Raw genomic sequence first — 25,278 nt, forward strand, 5'->3', positions numbered from 1 at the left:
AATGACGTTTAGAACCCCACGCTTCATAAGAAAAATTCATCAGTTCCTGGACGGCATCCATATACCTTTTCTGGGGGTATCGCTGTGGAAAATGTTTGAAATTTATATTCAGGGGGTTTTCAAAAATAAGATAGGCCGGACGGCAGGCGCCATCTCCTGGAACTTTGTTTTCTCACTTTTTCCCTTTATCCTCTTCCTGCTTTCCATAATGCCTTACTTGCCGTATTATGACAGGCTGCAGTTTTATATTTTTGACGTGCTCATGCACCAGATATTCCCTGGCAGAATAGAGGAGGATGTAATAAGCTATATTAAAAATACAATCATTCCCAATACAACCTCAATTAGTAAAATTACCATTGTACTGGCTTTGTTTTTTGCCACCAACGGCACTTTTGCATTAATTGACGGTTTTAATGAATATACGGATGTAAAGCATCACGATGTTAAAGAGTTCATCACCGCATTTTTCATTACCATAGCCTTCATCAGCGTTATTTTCCTGGCACTCTTTGGAGTGTACTACGCTGAACTTGTGTTGAAATGGTTTAAACCGTCCTACGATATTTCCTGGTTTGTGGAAAACCTTTCCAGGATCATCGGTTTTATCTCCTTTCCGCTTTTCTATTTCTTCCTGCTGGCCCTTTTTTATTGGGTAGGGACCGTTAAGATTACAAGATTTAAGCAGGCTGTACCCGGTGCTTTGCTTACAACGGTGCTTTTTGTGCTCACCACCTATCTCTTTGCGATTTATGCCCGGAATTTCGCCACCTATAATGTCCTCTATGGATCAATCGGAACCATGATCCTGTTAATGGTTTGGGTGAATGTAAATGTATATCTGCTGCTTTTTGGAAACGAGCTCAATTTGGCCATTCGCCGTGTGAGGCTGGACAAACTGATCGCTGATGAGCTGCAGAAGGAAATCCCAAAACAGGTACTTAATTCCGACTCAAAGCAGGTGATTGAAGAACATCAGATTATCCTTCCCAACAATTCTGCCGAAAACTCCTCCAAACCTTAATTTGAAAGTTGCTTCTGCCCGGACTTTATCAGAATAAGATAGCCTGTAAGTCCTGATAAAAATGATGCAATCAGTATCGCAAATTTTGCTTCATCCTGAATATCCACCTGTCCTTTATATGACAGAAGTGCGATAAAAATGGACATCGTAAATCCAATTCCGGCCAGGAATCCTGTGCCAACCATTTGTGTCCAGTTGCTATCGGCAGGGAGCGAACTCAGCTTCGTGCGGATGGCAATACCTGAAAAAAGTGTTATTCCGATTACCTTTCCCGCTACAAGTCCTAAAATTATTCCGTATCCCAGTGTTGAGAAAAGACCGTCAACCATTCCGCTTTTGAACAGTATATTGGTATTGGCCAGAGCAAATATGGGCATTATGAAAAAGTTTACCGGTGTGTGCAGGCTGTGCTCCAGCTTTTCCAGTGGCGATATTTCAGTATCCGAAGCATTGGTAGGAATAGTGAAGGCAAGGATAACACCCGCAATTGTAGCATGAATGCCTGAGTGATGCATAAAATACCATAAAAATAAGCCCGGTAGGATATAGTAAATATGGCGTGTAACCTTCAACCTGTTCAGCGCAATCAAAAGGATTATGACGAGTGCCGAGTAAAGTAAGTACATCCAGTGAATCTGTTCCGTATAAAAAATAGCTATTACCAGGATTGCACCCAAATCATCTACAATGGCAAGTGCTGCCAGGAAAATCTTGATGGAAGCCGGCACCCTGCTGCCAAGCATTGCCACAATCGCCAGCGAGAACGCAATATCTGTGGCCATGGGTATACCCCACCCGTTGGCATACTCAGTACCGGCGTTAAAGAAAGCAAATATGCCTGCAGGTACTACCATTCCGCCAACGGCAGCGAAAATGGGCAGCGACGCATTTTTAAAACTCGAAAGCTCTCCTTCTATGATCTCTCTTTTTATTTCCAAACCCACAAGGAGAAAAAATATGGCCATTAAACCATCATTTATCCATACCGCTGTACTGTAAGGCCCTAACCGCTGTTGAAGCAGGTTGGCAAAAGCTTCACCGGCAGAGGAATTCGCCAGGAGAAGTGAGATTACAACACAACAAAGAAGTAAGATACCAGATGACTGGCTGCTTTGAAAAAAATTCTGAAAATAGGTGGTTAAATTCATACTGATTTATAGTTATATCCGCTTCACCTTAGAGATTCCGCTGATGTTCTTAAGCTGTTTAAATGTTTCTTCCAGCTGGTTTCTGTTCTTAACTTCAAGATTGATGCTCCCCGTGAAGATCCCGTCGTTTGAGGCAATAGTCATGCTTTTCATATCTATACTCATGGCGTTGCTGATGACCTGAGTAATGTCGTTAATCATTCCCATTCTGTCCAGACCTTCAATTTCAATCTTGATCCGGTTCATGAAGCTTTCCGCATTCACCCATTTTGCTTCCATTACGCGGTAGTCGTACTGAGCGCGAAGATTGATTGCATTAGGGCAGTTATCGCTGTGCACCTTAATTCCTTCTGAAATGGTGATGAACCCAAAGATTTTATCGCCGGGAATCACATTACAGCACTTGGCGAAAGTATAATTAAGCTTTTCCTCATCTTTGCCAAAAACAATCATATCAAGATTGGTTTGCGCGGGTTCCTCGAAAGCGAGGTTTTTTGTTGGAGACTTGCGGAAACGGTTCAGAAGGTTATTGAAAACGCTCTTGCTTTCAATGTATTTTCTGAGATCACCGGTATCCAGCGTACCGTCCTGGAAAAAGAGAAAAAGTTCCTGTGAGGTTTTCAGGTTAAAGAATTTCTGCATCCTGTTCACCTCATCATCGTTAAAGTTGATCTTGGCGTGCCTCAGTTTCCTTTGCAGGATTTCCTTGCCTTCAGCAACGAGATGATTTTTTGTGGAATTAAGATAACTCTTTATTTTGGATTTGGCTTTAGATGTAACCACGAAGTCCAGCCAGTCCGCTTTGGGCTTCTGGTTTTGGGAAGACAGGATGTCCACCTGGTCTCCATTCTGAAGTACATGTGAAATAGGAACCAGTTTGCCGTTCACTTTGGCGCCAAGACAGCGTGTACCTAGGTCTGAGTGTACGGAAAATGCAAAATCGAGAGCGGTTGAACCTACAGGAAGGATTTTGATTTCACCCTGTGGCGTAAATACAAATACCTCTTTGGAATACAGGTTCAGTTTAATATTGTCCAGCAGCTCTGTTGTTGTAAGGTGCTGTTGCGTTTCCAGAACCTCGCGGATGCTGGTTACCCACTTCTCAAAATTTTTCTCATCCGAATTTGGCCGGTAGCCTTCCTTATATTTGTAATGAGCGGCCACTCCTTTTTCGGCAATATCATCCATACGTTCAGAACGGATCTGTACTTCAATCCACTTCTTATCTGGCCCCAGAACCGTGAGATGCAGACTTTCATACCCGGTAGACCGTGGTTGGGTAATCCAGTCGCGCATCCGCTGCGGATTACTGTGATATAAATCCGTTACAATGGAGTATATTTTCCAGGCCAGGAATTTTTCGTTTTTTGCGTCGGATTTGTAGATGATGCGGATCGCATAGTTGTCGTACACTTCCTCAAAAAGCACACCCTGTTTTACCATTTTCCGGTAAATTGAAGAAATGGCTTTTGCTCTACCCTTGATGGTGAAACTGAGGTTTTCTTCCTTCAGCCTTTCAGAAACCTCCTTTGTAAACTCATCTACATACTTATGCCGCTGCTCATTGGCAAGTTCCAGTTTTTCATCTATCTCTGCGTAAACCTCCGGGTTGTTGTATTTTAGTGAAAGATCTTCAAGCTCTGATTTAATATTGTAAAGACCCAGTCGGTGAGCAAGGGGTGCGTAGATGTAAACTGTTTCCGAGGCGATTTTCTTCTGTTTGTCAGGGCGCATACTCTCCAGGGTACGCATATTATGAAGGCGGTCTGCAATTTTTATAAGAATTACCCGGAAATCTTCGGAGAGGGTAAGCAGGAGTTTGCGGTAATTTTCGGACTGGATGGAGATGTTCTGGTGATTCATGATCGAAATCTTCGTCAGCCCGTTCACGATCTTGGCTATCTTTTCGCCAAAGAGTTTTTCCAGATCCTCATGGGTGTATTCCGAATCTTCAATCACATCGTGGAGCAGCGCGCAGGCAATGGATGTGGCTCCAAGGCCTATTTCATTGGCAACAATCTTGGCCACTTCTATCGGATGATAAATATAAGGCTCGCCGGATTTGCGCCGCTGGTCTTTGTGTGCATCCAGAGCTATGTCAAAAGCTCTGCGAATCAGCTTATTCTGTTCCTCATCCAGTGTTCGGTACGTGTTGGATATAAGGTCCTTATATCTGGCCAGAATTTCCTGTTTTTCCTGTTCTAAATCATATACCATCGTTGCCCTGCTTTAGCAGACGAAAGTACAAAATTCTTACCTAACCACGGACATTACAGTAATAGATGCAAAAAAAAACCTGCGTGTTGGCGCAGGCTTGACTTGATTATCATTCGTTGGGGAAAGACTGGATTTCTGCATTCATCCCTTCATGAAAATGTTTATGAGTGGCAATTGCCTTAGGTGTGAAAATCTGCTGGCGCGAATGTATTGAAATAATGCGCCTCAGTTCTTCGGCATTATCAATTTTTGTGCTTAGCTGATCTATGTGTGTTACACCGTAAAATTTGAAAATATTGTTCGCCATCTGGAGCTCGTATTCATCATTAAGTTTTACGCAGAGCATAAGAGGGTGGTCTTCGGAATCCTGAACAACGAGCGCACTGGGTTTGAAACCGGCTATTTCGAAACTGTTCCGGGCTTTCTGCAGCACTTCCGGCTTTTGGAAAAATCCAATATAGTTCATAGAAGTCATATCATAGCATTTATTTGGTTCCTACAAAGTTTACATAATCTTTAACAGATAGACAAGATAATTAACATATATTTGAGGATGCGCTATAATATATCTGCAACCACAGCTACCACATAGTCCTATTTTTCTTCAAAGAAGTAATTGGCGAATGGGTGAAGCCTTCGCTGGTATATAATTTGATGCAGTGGTTTGCTCAAAAGTATTAAACCCATTCTATTAAATTAATACTTGGGGTAATTTGCATAATTGATATATTATCACTATCTTACCCTCATAAATCAAAAACAAATATTATATGTCACAAACCACTTTAAGAAAATTCCTGATGGAAAACATTTCAACTACCGAGAATGTAAATCTTCTTTGCTATGATGAGCTGAAAAAGAAGTTCAGGGTAAGTGAACAGGTAATTAAGGATGAGATCAGAATTATACAGGAAGCTGAGATTGCCCGGTGCAGGCGTATGTTTAAGACTGAGTTTTACCTGTACAAATGTGCCCGCATGGGCAACACTTTCAATGATTCCGGCAATTCACGTAGAATTACCAATTCTTAATGTTTCCTATGCTTTTCGTACATGGCGGAAAGCCCTTCTCCAGGCAAAATCATTTTTATAAGGCTGTGCGGCAATATTTTGCTCACAGCTTTTTTTTGTGAATTCTCATTATTCCCGGCCTTAGGTAATCCTTGTAAGCGCATTCCAAATTCCATATCTTTACCGCAAAATATACCGATGAATACAGACTGGACCACCGTTAAGGAATACGAAGACATTACTTATAAAAAAAGAGGGGGCGTGGCAAGGATAGCTATTAACAGAGCTGAAGTGAGAAACGCATTCCGCCCTAAAACAACTTCTGAATTATATGATGCCTTTTATCATGTTTCTGAAGATGCGTCAGTAGGTGTTGTCCTGCTCACCGGTGAGGGACCGAGTGCAAAAGATGGTGGTCATGCATTCTGCAGTGGCGGTGACCAGAGAGCACGTGGCGAAAAAGGTTATGTGGGCGATGACGGACGTCACCGTCTTAATATCCTGGAGGTGCAGCGGCTGATCCGCTTTATGCCTAAAGTTGTCATCGCTGTTGTAAACGGCTGGGCAGTGGGCGGCGGTCATTCGCTTCATGTGGTTTGTGACCTCACCCTGGCCAGTAAAGAACACGCCATCTTTAAACAAACCGACGCCGACGTAACCAGTTTCGACGGTGGATACGGCTCGGCTTACCTGGCTAAAATGGTGGGTCAGAAAAAGGCACGCGAAATATTCTTCCTGGGCAGAAATTATTCTGCACGTGAAGCTGAGGCGATGGGAATGGTAAATGCGGTGATTCCGCATGCTGAACTGGAAGATACTGCTTATGAGTGGGCTCAGGAAATTCTTGGAAAATCACCCATGTCTATCCGAATGCTGAAGTTTGCAATGAACCTGACTGATGACGGCATGGTGGGTCAGCAGGTATTTGCCGGAGAAGCTACAAGACTAGCCTATATGACTGAAGAAGCAAAGGAAGGCAGAAACGCGTTCCTTGAAAAAAGAAAACCTGATTTTGGAGAAAACCAGTGGATTTCATAATGCTCAAATCCCTGTGAATGTCCCATTTTTTTAATGATAAAGTGTTGGATCACGACCTGCCAAGGTTTGAGGAGGTGGTGCTGACACCGGTTTCCAAAAAGTACCTGCAGGTGATCATTTTGAACACCCTTATTTTTTCCGTGATCTTATTGGGCGCTGCCGGAGTGGGTAACTTTTTTCTGAAAAATTCTTTTCCGGATTTGGCCTGGATTGTTCCTGTGGTAATTACAGCCTTGGTTGTAATCAACTTCATTTATCAGGTTCTGGCATTCCGACAGCGAAAATATGCTTTCCGCGAACGCGACGTAATCTATCAGTTTGGTCTTATCAGCAAAACGATCGTTATTATCCCGTTCAACAGAATACAGCATACGGCGTTGGAAGAAGGTTGGCTTTCCCGCTCATTGGGTTTGAAGTCCGTCACAGTATTCACGGCTGGTGCCGGCGGATCTGACCTTTCAATTAACGGACTTCCCGGGGATATCGCTGAAAACTTTAACCAGCTGATTTTAGCAAAAATTGACAGTGAAAATTCTACTGTTGATTCACTGGCAACGCCGGAATCAGCTACCGATGTAGTGGGAGAAAAGGGAAGCGGTGCAATTATCGAAAGTAGTAAGGAAGATGGATAAAGCGTTTAGCACACCCAGGCGTCAGTCCAAAATTGGAATTCTTTTGCTAACGCTTATTAATTTCGGCAAGTTCCTCAAGGCGGCCTGGCCTTTATATGTGCTTTTTTTTATCCGTGATAAAAATCCCGGCAGTATTGTTTTTTATATTATTGGTACAGTGGGCGTACTGGCCGTCATGTTCCTGGTCTCCTACCTTCAGTACCGCAACTTTTCCTACAGTATCAGTGAGCAAACTGGAGAGCTAATCATTAACAGTGGCATCATTAACAGGAAAAAGGTCAGTATCGAAAAAAATAAGATTCAGGAAGTGAATATCAACCAACCTTTGATTCACCGATTACTGAATATTTACAAACTTGAAATTGACAGTCCCGGCAGTGACAAGAAGGAAGTTACAGTAAATGCCATTTCACTTAAGAATGCGCGTGACCTGAAGCATTATCTGATGGGGTATCAAACGTTGGCCACCGATGTTTTGTCAACCGCCTCAACATCTGCATCAAGAGTTGATTCACCCGAACTTATAAAGATCTCTGTAACTTCTCTGATAAAATATGGCCTCACCGCAAATTATCTCAAAAGTTTTCTGGGACTTATCGGTATTATGATCTATGTGGGGCAAAGTGTCCTGGATTTGTTCCGTGAACAGTCTTTGGAAGAGTTTATTTCCGGAAGCGCATCTCAAAACATCAATGCCGCTCTGCTTCATCAGGTACCGGTCATTGCTATATTCCTTCTTGTCTTCATGCTTTTCATTGTGGGTATAGCTGTGAATTTGGTGACCAATCTGGTAATTTACTATGGCATGAAAATTTTTAAAGGCGGGGAAAGGCTGTCGCTGGAATACGGCCTGCTGAACACCAAAAATGCCATCATCAGCAAAAGTAAAGTGCAGATGGTGACCGAAATACAGAATTTTTTGCAGAAGAAGGTGAACGTCCTCCAGCTTCGCGTCAGCCAGATTTCAGGAGAAGTGAATAGCAGGGACAGCTATACAACGATCCCTGGTTGCAGTCCGAAAGAAAAAAATGATTTACTGGAATTTTTGTGGAACCGCATGCCAGTTTTCAAAAAAATGTTACGGCCCGACCTTCGCAAACTTATTATCGGACATTTGCTTTATATAGTTTTACCCGTAATTATTTTTGTCATATTTTTGGATACATCCTATTTTCCGCTTCTGGCAGCCTACCTCCTGGCCGCAGAAACAGGTATTATAATGGCATTCCGAAACAGCCGACTTTATTATAATGAAGACTTTATCATGGTGCAGTCCGGTATTTGGGACCTTAAACGGAAGACCATAGAAACGGAAAAAATCCAGGCAATTAAACTCCAGCAGTATTTCTGGCAGAACAAAAGTGATCTTGGGTCCGCAACTTTCTTTACGGCGGGTGGCAGGATTTCGTTCAGAAGTTCAAGCTACAGCAAGCTTCGGAAACTTGTGAATTATAGCCTGTATAAAGTAGAAAGCACTTCGAAAAGCTGGATGTGACACCTGCAGTAAATTATCAATTACTACAAATGAATAAGATTTTATGATAGATTGGATAAAAGCCGCAAGGCTCCGTACGCTGCCACTTTCAATGAGTGGAATCATCGTGGGCTCCTTCATCGCCAGATGGCGGATTATGGAAGAAGGCGGCACCTGGGACTGGCGAATTTTTGCTTTGGCGATGCTCGTAACTCTGTTATACCAAATCCTTTCAAACTTTGCCAATGATTATGGCGACGGAATTAAAGGAACTGACGAATTTCGGTCCCATGAGGCGGAACAACGGGCAGTGGGCTCCGGCCGTATAACCGCGCATCAAATGAGGAATGCGGTGATCCTTTTCGCCGTACTTTCGTTCATTGCGACTGTTGCGCTGCTTTACCTGGCCTTCTTCAGGGAAAACCTAATGAATGAATTCTACACCTTTACAGCGCTTGGAGTGGCCTGCATCCTGGCTGCCGTGGGATATACAGTTGGGAAAAAGCCTTATGGTTATTTGGGTCTTGGCGACCTCTTCGTTTTCCTTTTCTTCGGTATCGTCGCTGTTTGCGGAAGTTATTTCCTTTTCACAAAGACCTTCCACTGGGACATGCTATTACCTGCAACGGCCATTGGAATGCTGAGCGCTGCCGTGCTTAACCTCAACAATATGCGTGATATAGAGAGTGATGCTCTAAGCGGTAAGAAAACTCTGGCGCTCAAAATGGGTTACAGATATGCGATGGTGTATGAAATTGTCCTGCTGCAGTTGCCGTTGTTGCTTGTACTGGTATTTATGATGATGAATGAGCTGCAGAACAGCGGTAATTACTATGCCTATATTTTCTTTATTTTAATGTTTCCCATGATGGCACTAAGAAGAAGAATTATGCAGGTAAAAGATCCAAAGGAGCTGGATCCGTTTCTGAAGCAGATCGGCATACTTACATTGGTTATGAGTATTCTGATCGCATTCGGACTGAATTACTTTTAGACGAAAAATAAAAGGCAATTACAGGATCATGCGAAGTCATTAAGAAGGCTGTTACTCAGGAACTGTATCTTTGCAGTTGCTGAAATGGGCGTTCCGTAGGAATGCGACCTGTACAGCCATTAGCAAAACATAATGCGCAGTGTTCCTTAGGAACGCTACCTTACTGTTAAATGTCAAGATTAGATTAACCAACCAACAAAACATATAGAAATGAAAATTCAATACCTTGGACAGAACTGTTTTCTGTTCACGTACGACGGCAAAAATATCCTTAGCGACCCTTTCTATAACTTTGGTAAAGCCGAATCCGGTTTTGACCTCGAAGCTCAGACCATCGATTATGTTCTTATCACGCATGCCCATGGAGATCATACCGCCGATGTGAAGGAAGTTTTGTACCACCACCCGGCAGCACAGGTGATCGCTCAACCGGAAATCTGCGCTTATTTTGAACATCCGCAATCTATAGATATGAACTTTGGCGGTACCACTAAAATAGATGACCTGGAAATATCAATGGTTCCGGCAAGTCACACCAGCTCATTTCCGGACGGAAGATATGGTGGCGAACCTGCAGGCTATATGCTGAAAACACCAGATACCACAATTTATTTTGCGGGCGACACCGGCATTTCTGCCGAGATGGAAATCCTGCCTAAATTCTTTGGAAAAATTGATGTAGCCATCCTCCCCATTGGCGGACACTACACTATGTGTGCGGAAAAAGCAGCATTTGCAGCCTCAGAATTAATTAAAACTCCTAAAGTAATCGGATGTCATTTTGATACTTTTCAACCCATCAAGATAAACCATGATTTGGCTAAGTCAAAATTCAGTGAAAAAGGAGTGGAGTTGGTATTGCCGAAACTTGGCGAAATCCTTGAAATCAGGAAATAAAAAAATGGCAAGCGATCTACATCACACCGCTACAACCGTTTACCTTTGCTGCGTTCCCACCCTGGAGGATTCACAGGAGCTGGTTGTGTAGGACTTGCCGCTGCAAATATACAAATATTTATAAAACTTCAAACTTTAATTGCATTTATGTCCAAAAATCCTGTTACCCTGGGTATCATTCTCTTCGTTACCACGATGCTGCTTTTCTTCACCGTCTACCTTATAAGCGGTGTGGATTATTTTAACAACAGTCTTATTGTCAATGCCTTCGTACTGCCTTTGCTGTACTGCATATTCGCGTATCTATCAGTAAACAGTTACTGGAAATCAAAAGGTACAATTTCTTTCAAGGAGGCCTTCAGCAAAGCCTTTACACCGATGTTCGTGGGAGGTTTTCTCTCTGTAGTATCTATGTTTGTGTTCCTGAACTTTGTAGATACAGATGCCAAAGATCTTTTGAATTATCAGTATGTGGAACGCCAGAAGGCAGAACTGAACAAAGAGTACGAATCTGCAAAACAGGTCCTGGCAAAAAAGGAAGATATTGAAGAACTGGAGATCAAATACCGCCAGCGCATCCAAAGTTTTGAACCGGAGCGTGTAAAGGACAAGGACATGCTTACCTTCAGGCTATTTTCCTCCTACTTTGCGGCAATCCTTATTTTTTACTTAATTTTATCCCTGTTTTTCGGAGCATTTTTCCGCGGCAGAACCACTAAATAATTTATTCCATTTTTTTCAAATCAATGAATTTATCCATCATCATCCCCTTATTAAATGAAGAGGAATCCCTGGAAGAACTTTTTTCCAGAATTGATACAGTATGCAGAGGAGCAAATCTGACCTATGAAGTCTGGTTTGTAGACGATGGCAGTACCGATCTGTCCTGGAGCATCATAGAAAACCTTAAAGTGCAGCACCCGCAGATCAATGCCATACGGTTTTCGCGAAATTACGGTAAATCCCAGGCCTTACATGCCGCCTTCGAAAGGGCGCACGGCGATGTAATTATTACAATGGATGCGGATCTTCAGGATTTCCCGGAAGAGATACCCGAACTTTATCAGATGGTGAAAGAAGAGGATTACGATATCGTTTCAGGCTGGAAAAAGAAAAGATTTGACAATGTAATGACTAAAAACCTGCCCTCTAAACTCTTTAATTCGGCGGCCCGCAAAGTTTCAGGTGTAGAACTTCATGATTTTAACTGCGGACTTAAAGCCTATAAAAAGCAGGTTGTAAAATCTATTGATGTTTATGGCGATATGCACCGTTACATTCCTGTACTGGCAGCCAATGCAGGCTTCCGCCGTATCACCGAGAAAGAAGTTCAGCACCAGGCCAGACCTTACGGAACTTCCAAATTCGGGACGGAACGTTTCGTGCGCGGGTTCCTTGATCTGATCACCCTTTGGTTCGTAAGCCGTTTCGGTGGCAGACCTATGCACTTTTTCGGTGCAGTGGGAACCATCATGTTCATAATTGGATTTCTTTCGGCACTGTGGCTTGGCATTTCCAAACTCATCGACGTATCGCGGGGCGTTTATGGGCACCTGCTTACAGACAATGCTTTTTTCTTCATCGCACTTACCATGATGATTCTGGGGTCACTGCTGTTTATTGCAGGGTTCCTGGGCGAAATGATTATCCGGACCACCCGGGATAATAAGCATTACCACATTGACCAGGTAATTTAGCGTAACTATACGAATGTGAAGTATGAAAAACGGTTGTTTACTGATTCTGATTTTTAGCCTTTTATCCTGCGGAAAAATTAAACCCGAAGGCGATATTGAAAATCGGGATATTAAGGTGGAGGAATTTACAAAACTTGACCTGAAAGGTAAATTCCGGGTCTTTTACCTGCGGTCAGCGGATAATTTTGTTAATGTAGAGACCTATCCGAACATCCTGGATAATCTGCGGATTAAGGTGAAGGATAAAACACTGTATATTGAGGAAAAAAGGGAAACCCAGGAAGTTGATTTCTACAATATTAACATTTATTCAAGGTACAGTCCCGCCAGTATTTCAATAGCAGATTCTGCCGAGATGACCCTTTCCAGTGAGATAAAAACAGATAATTTCAAACTAAGCCTGAAAGATAATGCCAAGTTCATTGGCTCGGTCAATACCCGCCGGGCCGAAATTGATCTGATGAATACCAGCCGCGCCAATTTTCAGGGACAAACACGCGACGCTGTGATTAAGATAGCAGATACTGCCAACCTGATCGCACCTTACTGGATGATTACCAACCTGAATATTGACTCCAAAAACGGGAATTACGCGGAAGTAAATGTAAAAGACTCACTAAAAGGAAAGATTGGTAATACGGCTAAGTTCCTTTACTATAATGACCCTATCCGCGCATTTAAAATTGACAAAACGGCAAATGTGCAGAATAAGTTACTGGAGTAGGGTAGAATGGAGCAAGGAAGATGGAAGTCGGGAGAAGGAAGAAAATAACCGGTCTAACCTTAAACCATAAGTTTTAAATTTGAAAAATTAATTATTTGGCAAAAGGCCATGGATTTCGGAGAAAAAATTCATCATATGGCAGCCGCTTTTCCAAAAGATGAAATTATAATTTGTCCTCCCAGATTCGAAGAGCAGCAGATTCTATTGCTTTAAATATTTCGGAAGGTTCTATTTTACAGTCAGCTGCCGAATTCCGAAAGTTCCTGGGATATGCTATACGTTCGCTGGCGGAAGTGGTGACCTGTCTATATAAAGCAAATAGGAGAACTTATAAATATGAGGGTAATTTTATTAATTTATACAATCAAAGTTTTAATCTGATGAATCAAATTATAGCATTCAGAAACCAATTGAAGTAGGGCTGCAATTTGTGGATAGTAAATAAATCTGGACTTCCATCTTCCAACTTCCATCTTCCAACCTATAACATCATTCATAACTACAAACACAAATAAACAATGACTACATTAGAAAAAGCTCAGCTTTGGCTCACCGATACATTTGACAATGATACCCAATCCATTATTAAACAGTGGATTGCCGGAAACCCCGAAGAACTTGAGGATTCCTTTTACCGCGAACTCGAATTCGGCACCGGTGGAATGCGTGGCATCATGGGCGTGGGTACAAACAGGCTTAACCGTTACACGCTCGGCCAGGCCACACAGGGACTTGCCAATTATCTTCATACCCAATTTCCGGCTGAGGAAATTAAAGTCGCCATTGCCTACGACGTACGTAACAATTCCAAAGAATTTGGTAAGATGTGCGCTGATGTACTTACAGCTAACGGTATAAAAGTACTGCTTTTTAAAGAACACCGCCCTACACCTGAGCTTTCGTTTACCGTGCGGGATAAAAAATGTAATGCCGGTATCGTATTAACAGCCTCGCACAATCCACCTGAATATAACGGGTATAAAGTGTACTGGAACGACGGTGCGCAGATTGTTCCGCCACATGATGCGGCCATTATTAAGGAAGTCTACGCAGTGAAATTTGAGGAGATTAAATTTACCGGAAACGACGAACTTATTGAGTGGATAGGAGAGGAGCAGGATGATGTCTATATTGACGCCTGCATAGAAAATTCTCTCTACCAAAAAGATAAAACAGGTTACGATAATTTGAATATCGTGTTCACCTCTATCCATGGCACCACGTACACCACTGTTCCTCAAGCATTAAGGAAAGCCGGATTTACCAAAATTGACCTTGTAAAGGAACAGATGATACCAAGCGGTAATTTTCCTACGGTAGAGTCTCCCAATCCTGAGGAACCGGCCGCGCTGGAAATGGCCATGGACCTGGCACGCATCACCAACGGCGATATTGTGATCGGTACCGATCCGGACGGCGACAGGCTTGGCATTGCGGTACGCAACCTGGACGGCGAAATGCAACTGCTGAACGGCAATCAGTGTAATACAATTCTGACCTATTACATCCTTGATCAGTGGCAGAAAGGAGGCAGGATTACAGGAAAGGAATTCATCGGTTCCACCATCGTGACTTCCGATGTCTTTTTTGATATTGCTGAGAAATTCGGTGTAGACTGCAAGGTAGGCCTTACCGGTTTCAAGTGGATTGGAAAGATGATCCGTGATTTTGAAGGTAAAGAAAAGTTTGTTTGCGGCGGCGAGGAAAGTTTTGGTTTCATGACGGGTGATTTTGTTCGCGACAAGGATTCCTGCGGCTCAATTCTTCTAGCCTGCGAAATTGCTGCCTGGTGCAAAGCCAACGGCAAAACAATGTACCAGTACATGATCGAGATCTATAAAGAGATTGGGATGTACTATGAAGGGCTTATCAACGTAGTCAAAAAAGGCCGTTCCGGAGCCGAAGAGATCGTAACTATGATGCGTGACTTCCGCGAAAACCCGCCGAAAGTAATCGCGGGGTCACCGGTTGCCGAGATTAAAGATTTTCAGGAGCAGTCCATGGTTAATGTGACTACAGCCAAAAAGTCTGTAATGGACGATATTCCGAAATCAAATGTGCTGATATGGTATACAGAAGATGGGACAAAAGTTTGCGTTCGCCCTTCCGGTACAGAACCAAAGATCAAGTTTTATGTCTCTGTAAAAGATACTTTAGATTCGGAAGCCGAGTTTAACTCAAAGCTGCAACTATTGGATCAGAAGATTCGTCAAGTCAAAGCAGACCTTAATCTGTAAAGAAATTGAACACCTTATCCACATAGTTAGATCATTGATTATTACAATTCCACAGCGTAATGCTTAAAGCCTAAAGCTTATGGCTCCTTATCCTCATGAAAATTATCGCCGTAATACCCGCCCGCTATGAAGCCAGCCGTTTTCCCGGAAAACTGATGCAGTTGCTGGGCGACAAAACCGTCATTTCTACCACCTACAGAAATGTGATCTCCACCGGTCTTTTTGATGAAGTTTTTGTGGCTACGGATTCAGAAATCATTTTTGACGAGATTGCCCGAATTGGAGGAAAAGCAGTGATGACCGGAACTCATGAAACAGGAAGTGACCGTATTGCTGAAGCTGTACAGAATATAAGCTGTGATATCGTGGTAAATGTGCAGGGCGATGAACCCTTCCTGAAACTTGAACCTTTGACCCAGCTTATTAACGTATTCAAATATGATGTTGAACACCGGATTTCACTCGCTTCCCTAAAGATTAAACTTTCGGAAAAGGAGGATGTTGAGAATCCGAATAACGTTAAAGTAATCACTGACCTGAACGGATTTGCAATGTATTTCAGCAGGTCTGTCATTCCGTATTCGCGTGATGAATCTTATGCCACAGAATATTTTAAGCACATCGGCGTTTATGCCTTCAGGAAGTCGGCGCTGCTTAAGTTTGCAAGTTTGCCCATGAGCCCGCTGGAATCTGCCGAGAAAATTGAGTGCATACGTTACCTTGAGCATGGCATGAAGATCAAAATGATCGAAACCGATTTTGTGGGCGTGGGAATAGACGTTCCGGAAGACCTTGAAAAGGCAAAACTAATCCTGGAAGCACAACGGAAAGGTCTGTAAATAATAGTATATATTTGAAAAATATTTGATTGACTGAATGAGAAAGATAATTGCAGTGCTGATGATGATGATGTGTGGATTGGTAAATGCACAAACAGCGAAGGAAATCATTGACAAAAACATTGAACTGAGCGGCGGACTGACCAACTGGAAACTCCTGAATACTGTAATGCTGCAGGGCAGGGTGACCCTTGGAATTAATGACGAGTACCCAATTAAAATTTACCAGCAACGACCTAATCTTAGCAAGACTTCCATCATCATCGGCAAAAAGGAAACAGCAATTGAAGGATATGACGGTAAAAAAGGTTACGCCATGAATTATGCGAACAACAGGCTGCAGGAATATCCGAATTATATTGCGGAAAGCTTCGACAACGATTTCATAGACTGGGAAAGTAAAGGTTTTGAGGCAAAATATCTTGGAAAGGAGAAAGTAGGAAATACCTATTGCCACAAAGTACAGCTTACTAAAAATGTAAATACCAGCTTTTATTATTTCGATACAAAAAATTACCAGTTGCTGAAGGAAGTAAAGAAAGACGAAAGCCTGGTGTACAGCGATTATAAGAAAGTTGGCAGCCTGATGATGCCATTCCGCATAGAATCTTCGTCTGCGAAAAAGGACAGTGATTATGTCATCCTGATCAATAAAATTGAAACCAACAGGGTGTTCCCGGAAAACACCTTTAAGTTTTAGAAGAGACTATATGCAATACTCATTTTTCTAAGAAATTAACCCTATGAAAAAAATATTCATCTTCCTTCTTGCCGCAGGTGCGTTTTTGCAAAGCTGCACCAATATGAAAAAGGAACAGTCACCGGAAACATCAAATGTTATGAAAAGTATATATGATTACAAAGTGGAAAGCCTGGACGGCGGCCAGATTGATCTTGCAGATTACAAGGGTAAGAAAATCCTGATCGTGAACACGGCTTCAGAATGTGGTTTCACCTCGCAGTATGCCGATTTGGAAGAACTGTCAAATACCTATAAGGATAAACTTGTGGTGATAGGGTTCCCGGCCAATAATTTCGGCGGACAGGAACCGGGAACAAACGAAGAAATCGGTGCCTTTTGCCAGAAGAATTTTGGGGTAACCTTCCCAATGGCGGCCAAGGTATCTGTAAAAGGAGATGATACCGCACCTTTATTCCAGTTCCTGACCCAAAAAGAACTGAACGGTGTAAAGAATACAACCATCCTTTGGAACTTCACTAAGTTTCTTGTTGATGAAAACGGTAAGCTAATAGATTCGTACATCAGTACCACCAAACCAACCGACGGCGCCATTACAAAGCACCTTAAATAATACACAGAACGGCAATCAGCCGTTCTTTTTTTCTGCAAAACTGAAAATGTTGCCCAGTTTGATCTTGGAATAGCCGTTGGATTTAATCCCGGCTGCATTGATCATGGCTTTAGCCAAGACGGGAGTTGGCAAAGGTTTCTGCTGCTCCAGGATGCCGAACTTATTGGCGAATTTAATGATCTTGCCACCCAGCACTTCACCTGTACGTTCCGAATCATGTCGGTCCAGCATGCCGGGGCTGAAGATGGTCAGTTTATTGAAATGCAGCTTTTTTATTTCCTCCTCCAGCTCACCCTTCATTCGGGAATAAAAGATCTTTGATTTTGGGCTCGCGCCATAGGCGGACACCAGTATAAAATCGTCTACACCGTTTTCCTTCGCATTTTTGGCAAAATCCAGCTGATAATCAAAATCAACCTTTCGCTGCGCCTCTTTGCTGCCGGCGTTCTTCAGTGTGGTGCCCATACAGGAAAAGGCCACATCACCTTTCACCAGGCGTTTCCACTCTTCCTGCTTATCGAAATCAACAACGTGTACGCTAAGTTTTGGGTGTTGAGACGTCAGCGGTTTTCTCACAAAAACATCCACCTGAGTGAATCCGCTGTCCTGCAGCAGTTGGTTTACCAAATCTTTTCCGGTGGCGCCGGTGGCTCCTATAATGAGTGCTTTCATAAATTCTGATCTGCAGTTGTAAGTTCTGATGACTGAAATTTACGGATTTTTAATTAATATTGATGACTGAGACTTCAATATGGAAATAGACGAGATACTGGCGTATTGCAATGCAAAAAAAGGAGTGGAAGAAACTTTCCCCTTCGATCAGGAAACTTTAGTACTGAAAGTGGGAGGAAAAATGTTCCTCCTTATTCCGCTGGAGCAGCAGCCACTGACTATTTCCGTAAAGACTGACCCGGAATGGACCGCCGATCTCCGTGCCCAGCATTCTCAGATCACTGGCGCCTACCACATGAACAAAACACACTGGAACTCGGTGGTGTGCGAAGGCCTGAAAAAGGATTTGATCCTAATACTGATCGATCACTCGTATGAACTTATCTTTAAATCACTGACAAAGAAAAAGCAGTTAGAGTTATACGATATGTAGTGAATGTGCAGATTATATATTATTTAATATAATAATGCTTGCGGGACCTAATTTTTTTTTTTTCTTTGATGTATTCTTAATAATGGCCAAAATATTAGAATAAACAGTTTAAGTTAAATTTAAAAAATTAAAAACGTTATGAAAAAAATTATCTATCTAACTGCATTCTTCGCCACTTATGGACTGACAAATGCAACACCAACGTCATCCGGTATAAATAGACCTTTGCCCGCGATTCTCGATATTTCGACTTGCTATCACCAAACGGTCACAGTTTATACTGATCACTGCGGTAAAAACGTTGGCACGACCTTTTCGCCATTGGTAGCTTTTCCGTGCGGTGATGGGCAGCCTGAAAATTCCGTTTCTCAAACCGAAAATCACATACAACTACCTCCTCCGCAAGGCCCACTCAAGCCCTGTACGAGTCTTGAAGCATAAAGATTGTGTATAATATGAAAAAGTACATCATATTGCTAATCCTCCTGGGTCTTGCTGAATTAACTGAGGCCCAGGGGATTTTAATTGAATATTCATATATTACTTTCGGAAACAATAAGGGAGCTAAAGCTTTCACTTTTTCCAATGACCAAGAGAATACCTTCATGATTGGCGACGGTAAAAAAGGTGAGTATGGATATAAGGACGTGCTGGCAAACCCTGATTTACTAAATCCCTATTACCTATATAGCTACGATAAAACCAATGATACCTTTTATCAGGCTTTACCTTACTTTTTTACCACCGTTCCGGAGTTTGAAAGTAAATTTGCCGCAGATAAGGTTGGTGCTTTAAACTGGGTAATATCAGGTGATAAAAAAACCATTCTGGGTTATGAATGTACCCAAGCAACTGCGGAATTTCGGGGCCGCAAGTGGGAGGTGTGGTTTACAACGGCACTGAATGCTGAGGCATTTCCGTGGAAATTGCATGGTCTTCCGGGCGTAATCCTGGAAGCGCGGGACTCAGAGAAATTATTTTTATTTATTGCCGATAGAATCTCTGTGAATTCCGAATATGATAATGTGCCGGGAGTTAAAAAGTTTTTCTCAAAAAACAGGACCGATGCCGTAGACTATAAAACAGTAATCGAACATCAGAACAGAGGATTAATGGAGCTGCAGTCACAGCAGCTGTCCAAATATCCCTCCGGAACGCAGTTTCAGGGGATACCACACTTTCGAAGCGGTGAGTTTGAAAGGCATCATGAATGGAACGACACTAAAAAGAAATGATATTTTTAATGTACGTAGAGTTTTCTGTCCTTCAACGATGTTGTAGATCCACTGTATATGCACACATCTAACCTTCCTGAAGGTGCGTAGCAGAATTCATGTATCCGCTTTTTGGAGATGGAAATTCCCTTTCAATAGCAAGCGATATTAAATAATATTAATGAAGCATTTATGTGTACTTTTCACCATACTGTTTATAAAAATTTCTGCACAGTCAGAGATTAAAGGAATTGCGGTAGCCGAAAATGGTCAGCCAATTGTTCGGGCCAACGTTATTCTTTTTAATGCGGCAAATGAAATTGAAACTTTCGGTTTTAGCGATAAGACCGGAAGTTTTTCTGTTTCTACACAGAAAACAGGAAACTTTACCCTGCAGCTTGCCGCTTTTAACCATCATCCAACGAGTATAGAAGTAGTTCTGGATCATCAGAATAAAAGAATCGATCTTCAGAAAGTTGAAATCTCCAAAATTCCGGAAAACGAAATCCAGGAAGTTATTGTTACAAAACAAAACCCGGTCCGTATTAGAAAAGATACTGTGGAGTATACCGCAGAAAAATTCGCCTCCGGCACAGAAATGAATGTGGAAGAACTGCTTAAAAAACTGCCCGGAATTACCGTAGAAAGTGACGGCAAAATAAAATTTAACAATAAGGAAGTGGAGCGCGTAATGATTGAAGACGATGACCTCTTCGAACGCGGCTACCAAACCCTTACCCAAAACATGCCCTCCCAATCACTGGACAAAGTGCAGGTGCTCACCAACTACTCCCGCAACAAGCTCCTGAAAGACGTACAGAATGATGAACGGGTGGCCATAAACCTCACGCTGAAGGAAGATGCCAAGGGAAAATGGTTTGGAAATGCGCTGTTTGCTACCACCAGCTATGTGGAAAACATGCATCAGGTCAAACTCAATGTGATGAATTTCTCAAAAAGGCGCAAATTCTATCTGCTCTACAACCGGAACAACCTGGGACTGAACGAAATGGGTGGCGTGGCCTACCTTATGAATCCAGCACAGGAAACCGATGCAGAAAATATTGGCAGTAACCTTAGCATCAATCCTGTGATTCGGCTTCATCAAAAAAACAGTCAGTTCAGTGATAACCGCACGAACTTCAATGATGACCAGCTGGCATCACTAAACTATATCTACAATTTCCGTAATGACTGGAAACTGAAATTCGTAACTGTTTACAACGACATTGAGAACCGGAATTACACGGATAATACTTACCGTTTTATGTACGACGGACTTCAGTTTACCAATATTGAGAGTAAAACATGGAAGCAGAACATCCGCAATTTGGTAGGGAAGCTCGAACTGAGCAGGGAATTCAGCAAAAATGCCAATCTGCAGTTTTATAACAAGACCTCCTCGGTACACGAACGAAACAGTAACGATTTTATCTTTAACGGTGCACTGAATCAGCAGTCTGGTAACAACCGTCTCACAAGTACAGAAAGCAAAATATCCTACACTAAAAAACTGGATTCGTCCAAAGCTTTAGTGGCGGTCGCCAGACATTATTATTATGACCGACCCTATAATTTCACCGATGAAAATGAAGTGTTTACCTATGTCACAGGAAATCCTGAGGCCAGGCGGATCCGTCAGCAGCTTTATTCACAGCTGAATTTTGCGGGAGCAAAAATATCATATCTGAACAGATACAGTGACAGTAAATACCTTGAACTTCAATTGGGTGATGAATACAGATCCGAAAAACTGAATTCGGAGATCAGTTTATTTAATAATGACCTGCAAAGCATTGTATTTAACCGTGCTGAATTCCAGAATGATATGTATCTGAAACAGAACCGCGTTTTTGCCAAAGGAAAATTCATCCACACTTATAAAAACTGGAAATACACCCTGGACCTGCTGTCCGAGTTGGTATCTTCAGACTTCAACCGTACCCTGCAGTCGGAGCTTTTTGTATCACCGGGATTCCATATCGGATTTGAGGACCGAAAGACCGGAAGTTTCACTTTATACGGAAACCGGCGGTTCACACCGCTGGCAATCGAAAATCTTTTGCAGAACTACATCTATCTGGGCAACCGCAATTTTACCGAAGGTACGGCCGGTTTTCAGCTGCTTCCCGATTACAGCCTCGGATTGTCCTACAGTTTAGGCGACCAACTCACTAAAAATCTGAACTTCAGTGTAAATTATATGCGTCTGGAGCGGTTTATGTCCAACAATTCACTGGTAAACAAAAACTACACATTCAACCAGACCATTCTGGTTGAGGATAATGATACATTCTTTGCCAATCTGGAGGTAAGAAGGTATGTACGTTTTGTAAAATCACGCTTCAGCCTGCTGGGTGGATTTATGTCTTCGGGCTATAAAAACAGCATTAACGGGCAGGAACTGGTAGAAAGTACATTTTCCAACAAAAAAGTAGGTTTTGAAATGAAATCCGGCTGGACTAAGAAAATCAATTATGAGCTGGGCTATGACTGGACATTTTCCAGATTGAAATCTGTTTCGTTCACGAATGACTATTTGGATCAGAAAGGTTTTTTTAATCTATACTACAACTTCAGCAGTGAATTCAGGATCCAGGGAAATTTTGAATACTATCATTTTGGCAATACGCCGCAGAAATCCACTCGTTTTCTGGATATTAAAGCGGATTATATGATCAAGAAATTAAAAACCAATGTTTTCCTCCGCGCCAACAACCTGCTGAACTCAAGCACCATTCAGCGCTATTCACTAACAAACGTGAGCGAAAGCATTTATACACAGCGCCTGATGCCAAGACATGTGGTTTTGGGAATTAACAAGAACTTTTAGAAAGGAAATTCAGCGGTCAGCCTTTTATCCTCATCCAGCCTTTCAATCAGCTTTTCCACCGAGTCAAACTTGATCTCATCATGCAGAAATTCACGAAAGTTTACTGAAATTTCTTCACCATAAATATCATCATTAAAATCAAGGATATAGACTTCGGTGGAGAGGGAAGTACCATTCACCGTAGGGTTGGTGCCGATGCTCAGCATGCCTTTATATTTCTGGTCTTTTACAAAGACCTCCACGATATAGGCCCCTTTCTTGGGCAGAAGTTTTAAGGGATCAGTCTCTATATTTGCCGTGGGATAACCGATGGTGCGTCCTATCTTTCTTCCATTGACCACTGTTCCTGAGACTGAAAATACATAACCCAGCATTTCGTTGGCCTCCTTTACATTTCCTGCGGCCAGCGCATTTCTGATCTGGGTGGAACTGATGTTTCGGTCGTGGTAATTCACCGCCTCAACTTGCTGCACTTCAAAACCGCATTCGGTGGACATTTCCTTTAAAAGGTTAAAATCACCGCTTTTGTTCTTGCCGAAGGTGTGGTCGTGACCAATGATCAGGTGCTTTACATTCAACTTCTCTACCAGGATCTGCTTTACAAATTCAGCACCGCTGAGATTGCGGAACTGTTCGTCGAATTCCTTCAGGAAAAGATGCTCCACACCATTTTTTTCAAGCAGATAAATCTTCTCGTCAATGGTGTTCAGCAGTTTCAGGTCGTCATTTGGGTTAAAAACTGTGCGCGGATGTGGCCAAAAAGTGAGGATGGCAGTCTGAAACCCCTTCTCACGGCTAATAGAATTAAGCTGGTTAATGATGGTCTGATGACCGCGGTGCACCCCATCGAACATACCAATAGAAAGCGCCAGCGGCGTTTTTTCCTGGTGTTCGTTAAAGTTCCGAAATATTTTCAAAAGGGTGACTTTTTGATGGTGCAAATATGATAAAAATCTTCTTTTGAACCAATTGCAGATTTGGGAACTTTGATTATATTTGCACAACGAAAAAATTTAGCAATGGCAAACCAAATTAAAGGAAAAATTTCGCAAATTATCGGTCCGGTAATCGACGTAGTTTTCAAAGGAGCAGAGGAGCTTCCGAATATTTACGACGCACTGGAAATCGCTAAAACCGACGGCAGCAAAGTGGTTCTGGAAGTAGAGCAGCATATTGGAGAAGATATGGTAAGATGTATCGCAATGGACGCTACTGATGGTCTTCAGAGAGGTCAGGAAGTGATTGCACAGGGACGCCAGATTACCATGCCTACAGGTGCGGAAGTATACGGCAGACTTTTTAATGTTGTTGGAGATGCTATTGACGGAATCCGCGAGGTTTCCAAAGAAGGTGGTCTTCCGATCCACAGAGAAGCGCCAAAATTCGATCAGTTATCCACTTCTGCGGAAGTTCTTTTTACAGGTATTAAAGTAATTGACCTTATTGAACCTTATGCAAAAGGAGGTAAGATTGGTTTGTTCGGTGGTGCCGGTGTTGGTAAAACGGTATTGATCCAGGAATTGATTAACAATATTGCAAAAGGTCACGGTGGTCTTTCGGTTTTTGCCGGTGTAGGAGAAAGAACCAGAGAAGGAAACGACCTTTTGAGAGAGATGCTGGAATCCGGCATTATTAAATATGGTGATGAGTTCATGCACTCCATGGAAAATGGAGGTTGGGACCTGTCCAAAATTGATCATGAAGAGATGAAGGACTCCAAGTGTACCTTCGTTTTCGGACAGATGAACGAACCACCGGGAGCAAGAGCGCGTGTAGCACTTTCCGGTCTTACGATTGCAGAATATTTCCGTGATGGTGACGGACAGGGACAGGGAAGAGACGTACTTTTCTTTGTTGATAACATCTTCCGTTTCACCCAAGCGGGTTCTGAGGTATCTGCACTTCTTGGCCGTATGCCTTCTGCGGTAGGTTACCAGCCAACGCTTGCCTCTGAGATGGGTGCGATGCAGGAAAGGATTACCTCTACAAAGAACGGTTCCATTACATCTGTACAGGCGGTTTACGTACCTGCGGATGACCTTACCGACCCGGCTCCGGCAACTACATTTGCCCACCTGGATGCTACTACTGTACTTGACAGAAAGATTGCTTCCCTTGGTATCTATCCTGCGGTAGACCCATTGGCTTCAACTTCCAGAATCCTGACGCCGGAAATCCTTGGTGAAGATCACTATAATACAGCACAGAGAGTGAAGGAAATCCTTCAGCGTTACAAAGCCCTTCAGGACATCATCGCGATTCTTGGTATGGAAGAACTTTCTGAAGAAGATAAACTGGTTGTTTACCGTGCAAGAAAAGTACAGCGTTTCCTTTCTCAGCCATTCCACGTAGCGGAGCAGTTTACAGGTCTGAAAGGAGCATTGGTAGATATTAAAGATACCATCAAAGGCTTCAACATGATCATCGACGGTGAGCTGGATCAGTATCCTGAAGCAGCCTTCAACCTGAAAGGAACCATTGAAGAAGCTATTGAAGCTGGACAGAAAATGCTGGCAGAAAACGCTTAATCAGACACAGGATCTCAGATCTCAGACTTTCTGAAATCTGAAATCTGAAATCTTCAAATCTAGATTGACATGAACATAAAAATTTTAACTCCGGAATTTGTAGTCTTCGAAGGCGAAGTGAAATCGGTTTTGCTTCCCGGGAAGAACGGTGATTTCCATATCAAGAAGGACCACGCTGCCATTGTTGCCTCACTGATTAACGGAAAGATCAGAATCTTTACAGATTCCATCGGAGAAAAGTATGCGGAGAAATTTGTTCGCGAGAACGAAAAGGAAAACGTTTACTCTTTCAAAGTGAAGAGCGGGGTTATTGAATTCAATAATAACCAGGGCATCATTCTGGCAGAATGACTG

At 42.5% G+C, this 25,278-nt stretch carries 26 protein-coding genes and 1 other RNA gene; 21 read left to right on the top strand and 6 right to left on the bottom strand.

The window, feature by feature from the left end; all coding sequences use genetic code 11:
* The first annotated feature begins 1 nt into the window (after position 1).
* Positions 2-1,024: a YihY/virulence factor BrkB family protein gene (locus F7R58_RS05880; protein ID WP_158064010.1), complete on the top strand. Its 1,023-nt coding sequence runs from the start codon at positions 2-4 to the stop codon at positions 1,022-1,024.
* Here F7R58_RS05880 and nhaA read toward each other — a convergent pair.
* From nhaA to F7R58_RS05895, 3 genes are all read right to left on the bottom strand, one after another.
* Positions 1,021-2,172, bottom strand: coding sequence for a Na+/H+ antiporter NhaA (gene nhaA / locus F7R58_RS05885; protein ID WP_158064011.1), 1,152 nt, complete (start codon positions 2,170-2,172; stop codon positions 1,021-1,023). The genes F7R58_RS05880 and nhaA overlap by 4 nt on opposite strands.
* 12 nt (positions 2,173-2,184) lie before the next feature.
* Positions 2,185-4,389 carry a RelA/SpoT family protein gene (locus F7R58_RS05890; RefSeq protein ID WP_158064012.1) on the bottom strand — a complete coding sequence of 735 codons (2,205 nt, stop codon included), beginning with the start codon at positions 4,387-4,389 and terminating at the stop codon, positions 2,185-2,187.
* A 109-nt stretch (positions 4,390-4,498) separates the two neighbouring features.
* Positions 4,499-4,864 (bottom strand): hypothetical protein, encoded by a 366-nt coding sequence (locus F7R58_RS05895; protein ID WP_158064013.1) that lies wholly within the window; start codon positions 4,862-4,864, stop codon positions 4,499-4,501.
* Positions 4,865-5,159: 295 nt separating this feature from the next.
* Between F7R58_RS05895 and F7R58_RS05900 the strand changes: the two genes are divergently transcribed.
* The 6 genes from F7R58_RS05900 to F7R58_RS05925 all read left to right on the top strand — a co-directional run bounded on the left by F7R58_RS05900 (position 5,160) and on the right by F7R58_RS05925 (position 10,434).
* Positions 5,160-5,420: a hypothetical protein gene (locus F7R58_RS05900; RefSeq protein WP_158064014.1), complete on the top strand. Its 261-nt coding sequence runs from the start codon at positions 5,160-5,162 to the stop codon at positions 5,418-5,420.
* A 177-nt stretch (positions 5,421-5,597) separates the two neighbouring features.
* Positions 5,598-6,437 carry a 1,4-dihydroxy-2-naphthoyl-CoA synthase gene (locus tag F7R58_RS05905; RefSeq protein ID WP_158064015.1) on the top strand — a complete coding sequence of 280 codons (840 nt, stop codon included), beginning with the start codon at positions 5,598-5,600 and terminating at the stop codon, positions 6,435-6,437.
* 17 nt (positions 6,438-6,454) lie between these two features.
* Positions 6,455-7,069 (top strand): PH domain-containing protein, encoded by a 615-nt coding sequence (locus tag F7R58_RS05910; RefSeq protein ID WP_158064016.1) that lies wholly within the window; start codon positions 6,455-6,457, stop codon positions 7,067-7,069.
* Positions 7,062-8,564, top strand: coding sequence for a PH domain-containing protein (locus tag F7R58_RS05915; protein ID WP_158064017.1), 1,503 nt, complete (start codon positions 7,062-7,064; stop codon positions 8,562-8,564). The genes F7R58_RS05910 and F7R58_RS05915 overlap by 8 nt, the downstream gene beginning before the upstream one ends.
* A 43-nt stretch (positions 8,565-8,607) precedes the next feature.
* Positions 8,608-9,537, top strand: coding sequence for a 1,4-dihydroxy-2-naphthoate octaprenyltransferase (gene menA / locus F7R58_RS05920; RefSeq protein ID WP_158064018.1), 930 nt, complete (start codon positions 8,608-8,610; stop codon positions 9,535-9,537).
* A 210-nt stretch (positions 9,538-9,747) separates the two neighbouring features.
* Positions 9,748-10,434 (top strand): metal-dependent hydrolase, encoded by a 687-nt coding sequence (locus F7R58_RS05925; RefSeq protein ID WP_158064019.1) that lies wholly within the window; start codon positions 9,748-9,750, stop codon positions 10,432-10,434.
* A gap of 2 nt (positions 10,435-10,436) precedes the next feature.
* On the opposite strand, the gene ffs is transcribed toward F7R58_RS05925, so the two are convergent.
* An RNA gene (ffs, locus tag F7R58_RS05930) (signal recognition particle sRNA small type) lies at positions 10,437-10,534 on the bottom strand.
* A 47-nt stretch (positions 10,535-10,581) separates the two neighbouring features.
* Here ffs and F7R58_RS05935 point away from each other — a divergent pair.
* The 8 genes from F7R58_RS05935 (at position 10,582) to F7R58_RS05970 (ending at position 17,244) form a co-directional block, all read left to right on the top strand.
* Positions 10,582-11,157: a DUF4199 domain-containing protein gene (locus tag F7R58_RS05935; protein ID WP_158064020.1), complete on the top strand. Its 576-nt coding sequence runs from the start codon at positions 10,582-10,584 to the stop codon at positions 11,155-11,157.
* Between the two features lie 23 nt (positions 11,158-11,180).
* Positions 11,181-12,131 carry a glycosyltransferase family 2 protein gene (locus F7R58_RS05940; RefSeq protein ID WP_158064021.1) on the top strand — a complete coding sequence of 317 codons (951 nt, stop codon included), beginning with the start codon at positions 11,181-11,183 and terminating at the stop codon, positions 12,129-12,131.
* A 22-nt stretch (positions 12,132-12,153) separates the two neighbouring features.
* Entirely contained in the window at positions 12,154-12,855 is a 702-nt protein-coding gene (locus tag F7R58_RS05945) for a GIN domain-containing protein (protein WP_158064022.1), read from the top strand.
* Positions 12,856-13,025: 170 nt separating this feature from the next.
* Positions 13,026-13,274 (top strand): four helix bundle protein, encoded by a 249-nt coding sequence (locus F7R58_RS05950; RefSeq protein ID WP_229723858.1) that lies wholly within the window; start codon positions 13,026-13,028, stop codon positions 13,272-13,274.
* Between the two features lie 99 nt (positions 13,275-13,373).
* The gene (locus F7R58_RS05955) at positions 13,374-15,092 is read left to right on the top strand and encodes a phospho-sugar mutase (protein WP_158064023.1); all 1,719 of its coding nucleotides are present in this window, start codon (positions 13,374-13,376) and stop codon (positions 15,090-15,092) included.
* 95 nt (positions 15,093-15,187) lie between these two features.
* Positions 15,188-15,931 carry a 3-deoxy-manno-octulosonate cytidylyltransferase gene (gene kdsB, locus F7R58_RS05960; RefSeq protein ID WP_187695272.1) on the top strand — a complete coding sequence of 248 codons (744 nt, stop codon included), beginning with the start codon at positions 15,188-15,190 and terminating at the stop codon, positions 15,929-15,931.
* 37 nt (positions 15,932-15,968) lie between these two features.
* Positions 15,969-16,631, top strand: a complete 663-nt coding sequence (locus tag F7R58_RS05965; protein WP_158064025.1) for an outer membrane lipoprotein-sorting protein — start codon at positions 15,969-15,971, stop codon at positions 16,629-16,631.
* A 43-nt stretch (positions 16,632-16,674) separates the two neighbouring features.
* A complete protein-coding gene (locus F7R58_RS05970) occupies positions 16,675-17,244 on the top strand; it encodes a glutathione peroxidase (protein WP_158064026.1) in 570 nt (189 codons plus the stop codon).
* A 15-nt stretch (positions 17,245-17,259) separates the two neighbouring features.
* Here the strand turns inward: F7R58_RS05970 and F7R58_RS05975 are convergent, their stop codons facing one another.
* Positions 17,260-17,916 carry an NAD(P)H-binding protein gene (locus F7R58_RS05975; protein ID WP_158064027.1) on the bottom strand — a complete coding sequence of 219 codons (657 nt, stop codon included), beginning with the start codon at positions 17,914-17,916 and terminating at the stop codon, positions 17,260-17,262.
* A 79-nt stretch (positions 17,917-17,995) separates the two neighbouring features.
* Between F7R58_RS05975 and F7R58_RS05980 the strand changes: the two genes are divergently transcribed.
* From F7R58_RS05980 to F7R58_RS05995, 4 genes are all read left to right on the top strand, one after another.
* A complete protein-coding gene (locus tag F7R58_RS05980) occupies positions 17,996-18,349 on the top strand; it encodes an MmcQ/YjbR family DNA-binding protein (protein WP_158064028.1) in 354 nt (117 codons plus the stop codon).
* A gap of 138 nt (positions 18,350-18,487) precedes the next feature.
* Complete coding sequence (locus F7R58_RS05985) at positions 18,488-18,790, top strand: hypothetical protein (RefSeq protein WP_158064029.1); 303 nt, start codon at positions 18,488-18,490, stop codon at positions 18,788-18,790.
* 14 nt (positions 18,791-18,804) lie between these two features.
* Entirely contained in the window at positions 18,805-19,584 is a 780-nt protein-coding gene (locus F7R58_RS05990; RefSeq protein WP_158064030.1) for a GLPGLI family protein, read from the top strand.
* A gap of 160 nt (positions 19,585-19,744) precedes the next feature.
* A complete protein-coding gene (locus F7R58_RS05995; RefSeq protein ID WP_158064031.1) occupies positions 19,745-22,396 on the top strand; it encodes a TonB-dependent receptor in 2,652 nt (883 codons plus the stop codon).
* On the opposite strand, the gene F7R58_RS06000 is transcribed toward F7R58_RS05995, so the two are convergent.
* On the bottom strand, positions 22,393-23,313 hold the full coding sequence (locus tag F7R58_RS06000; protein WP_158064032.1) for a bifunctional riboflavin kinase/FAD synthetase: 921 nt from the start codon (positions 23,311-23,313) through the stop codon (positions 22,393-22,395). The genes F7R58_RS05995 and F7R58_RS06000 overlap by 4 nt on opposite strands.
* A 102-nt stretch (positions 23,314-23,415) precedes the next feature.
* Between F7R58_RS06000 and atpD the strand changes: the two genes are divergently transcribed.
* Together atpD and F7R58_RS06010 are read left to right on the top strand one after the other, a co-directional pair.
* Entirely contained in the window at positions 23,416-24,924 is a 1,509-nt protein-coding gene (gene atpD / locus F7R58_RS06005; RefSeq protein WP_158064033.1) for a F0F1 ATP synthase subunit beta, read from the top strand.
* 69 nt (positions 24,925-24,993) lie between these two features.
* Complete coding sequence (locus F7R58_RS06010) at positions 24,994-25,275, top strand: FoF1 ATP synthase subunit delta/epsilon (protein ID WP_158064034.1); 282 nt, start codon at positions 24,994-24,996, stop codon at positions 25,273-25,275.
* The last annotated feature ends 3 nt before the right edge of the window (positions 25,276-25,278 follow it).

Source organism: Chryseobacterium sp. (assembly GCF_008831505.1).
Classification (GTDB): domain Bacteria; phylum Bacteroidota; class Bacteroidia; order Flavobacteriales; family Weeksellaceae; genus Marnyiella.

Excerpts from the sequence above, each read along its gene's own strand:
- F7R58_RS05880 (WP_158064010.1), top strand. The coding sequence starts at position 2 with ATGACGTTTAGAACCCCACGCTTCATAAGAAAAATTCATCAGTTCCTG.
- nhaA (WP_158064011.1), bottom strand. The coding sequence starts at position 2,172 with ATGAATTTAACCACCTATTTTCAGAATTTTTTTCAAAGCAGCCAGTCA.
- F7R58_RS05890 (WP_158064012.1), bottom strand. The coding sequence starts at position 4,389 with ATGGTATATGATTTAGAACAGGAAAAACAGGAAATTCTGGCCAGATAT.
- F7R58_RS05895 (WP_158064013.1), bottom strand. The coding sequence starts at position 4,864 with ATGACTTCTATGAACTATATTGGATTTTTCCAAAAGCCGGAAGTGCTG.
- F7R58_RS05900 (WP_158064014.1), top strand. The coding sequence starts at position 5,160 with ATGTCACAAACCACTTTAAGAAAATTCCTGATGGAAAACATTTCAACT.
- F7R58_RS05905 (WP_158064015.1), top strand. The coding sequence starts at position 5,598 with ATGAATACAGACTGGACCACCGTTAAGGAATACGAAGACATTACTTAT.
- F7R58_RS05910 (WP_158064016.1), top strand. The coding sequence starts at position 6,455 with ATGTCCCATTTTTTTAATGATAAAGTGTTGGATCACGACCTGCCAAGG.
- F7R58_RS05915 (WP_158064017.1), top strand. The coding sequence starts at position 7,062 with ATGGATAAAGCGTTTAGCACACCCAGGCGTCAGTCCAAAATTGGAATT.
- menA (WP_158064018.1), top strand. The coding sequence starts at position 8,608 with ATGATAGATTGGATAAAAGCCGCAAGGCTCCGTACGCTGCCACTTTCA.
- F7R58_RS05925 (WP_158064019.1), top strand. The coding sequence starts at position 9,748 with ATGAAAATTCAATACCTTGGACAGAACTGTTTTCTGTTCACGTACGAC.
- F7R58_RS05935 (WP_158064020.1), top strand. The coding sequence starts at position 10,582 with ATGTCCAAAAATCCTGTTACCCTGGGTATCATTCTCTTCGTTACCACG.
- F7R58_RS05940 (WP_158064021.1), top strand. The coding sequence starts at position 11,181 with ATGAATTTATCCATCATCATCCCCTTATTAAATGAAGAGGAATCCCTG.
- F7R58_RS05945 (WP_158064022.1), top strand. The coding sequence starts at position 12,154 with ATGAAAAACGGTTGTTTACTGATTCTGATTTTTAGCCTTTTATCCTGC.
- F7R58_RS05955 (WP_158064023.1), top strand. The coding sequence starts at position 13,374 with ATGACTACATTAGAAAAAGCTCAGCTTTGGCTCACCGATACATTTGAC.
- kdsB (WP_187695272.1), top strand. The coding sequence starts at position 15,188 with ATGAAAATTATCGCCGTAATACCCGCCCGCTATGAAGCCAGCCGTTTT.
- F7R58_RS05965 (WP_158064025.1), top strand. The coding sequence starts at position 15,969 with ATGAGAAAGATAATTGCAGTGCTGATGATGATGATGTGTGGATTGGTA.
- F7R58_RS05970 (WP_158064026.1), top strand. The coding sequence starts at position 16,675 with ATGAAAAAAATATTCATCTTCCTTCTTGCCGCAGGTGCGTTTTTGCAA.
- F7R58_RS05975 (WP_158064027.1), bottom strand. The coding sequence starts at position 17,916 with ATGAAAGCACTCATTATAGGAGCCACCGGCGCCACCGGAAAAGATTTG.
- F7R58_RS05980 (WP_158064028.1), top strand. The coding sequence starts at position 17,996 with ATGGAAATAGACGAGATACTGGCGTATTGCAATGCAAAAAAAGGAGTG.
- F7R58_RS05985 (WP_158064029.1), top strand. The coding sequence starts at position 18,488 with ATGAAAAAAATTATCTATCTAACTGCATTCTTCGCCACTTATGGACTG.
- F7R58_RS05990 (WP_158064030.1), top strand. The coding sequence starts at position 18,805 with ATGAAAAAGTACATCATATTGCTAATCCTCCTGGGTCTTGCTGAATTA.
- F7R58_RS05995 (WP_158064031.1), top strand. The coding sequence starts at position 19,745 with ATGAAGCATTTATGTGTACTTTTCACCATACTGTTTATAAAAATTTCT.
- atpD (WP_158064033.1), top strand. The coding sequence starts at position 23,416 with ATGGCAAACCAAATTAAAGGAAAAATTTCGCAAATTATCGGTCCGGTA.
- F7R58_RS06010 (WP_158064034.1), top strand. The coding sequence starts at position 24,994 with ATGAACATAAAAATTTTAACTCCGGAATTTGTAGTCTTCGAAGGCGAA.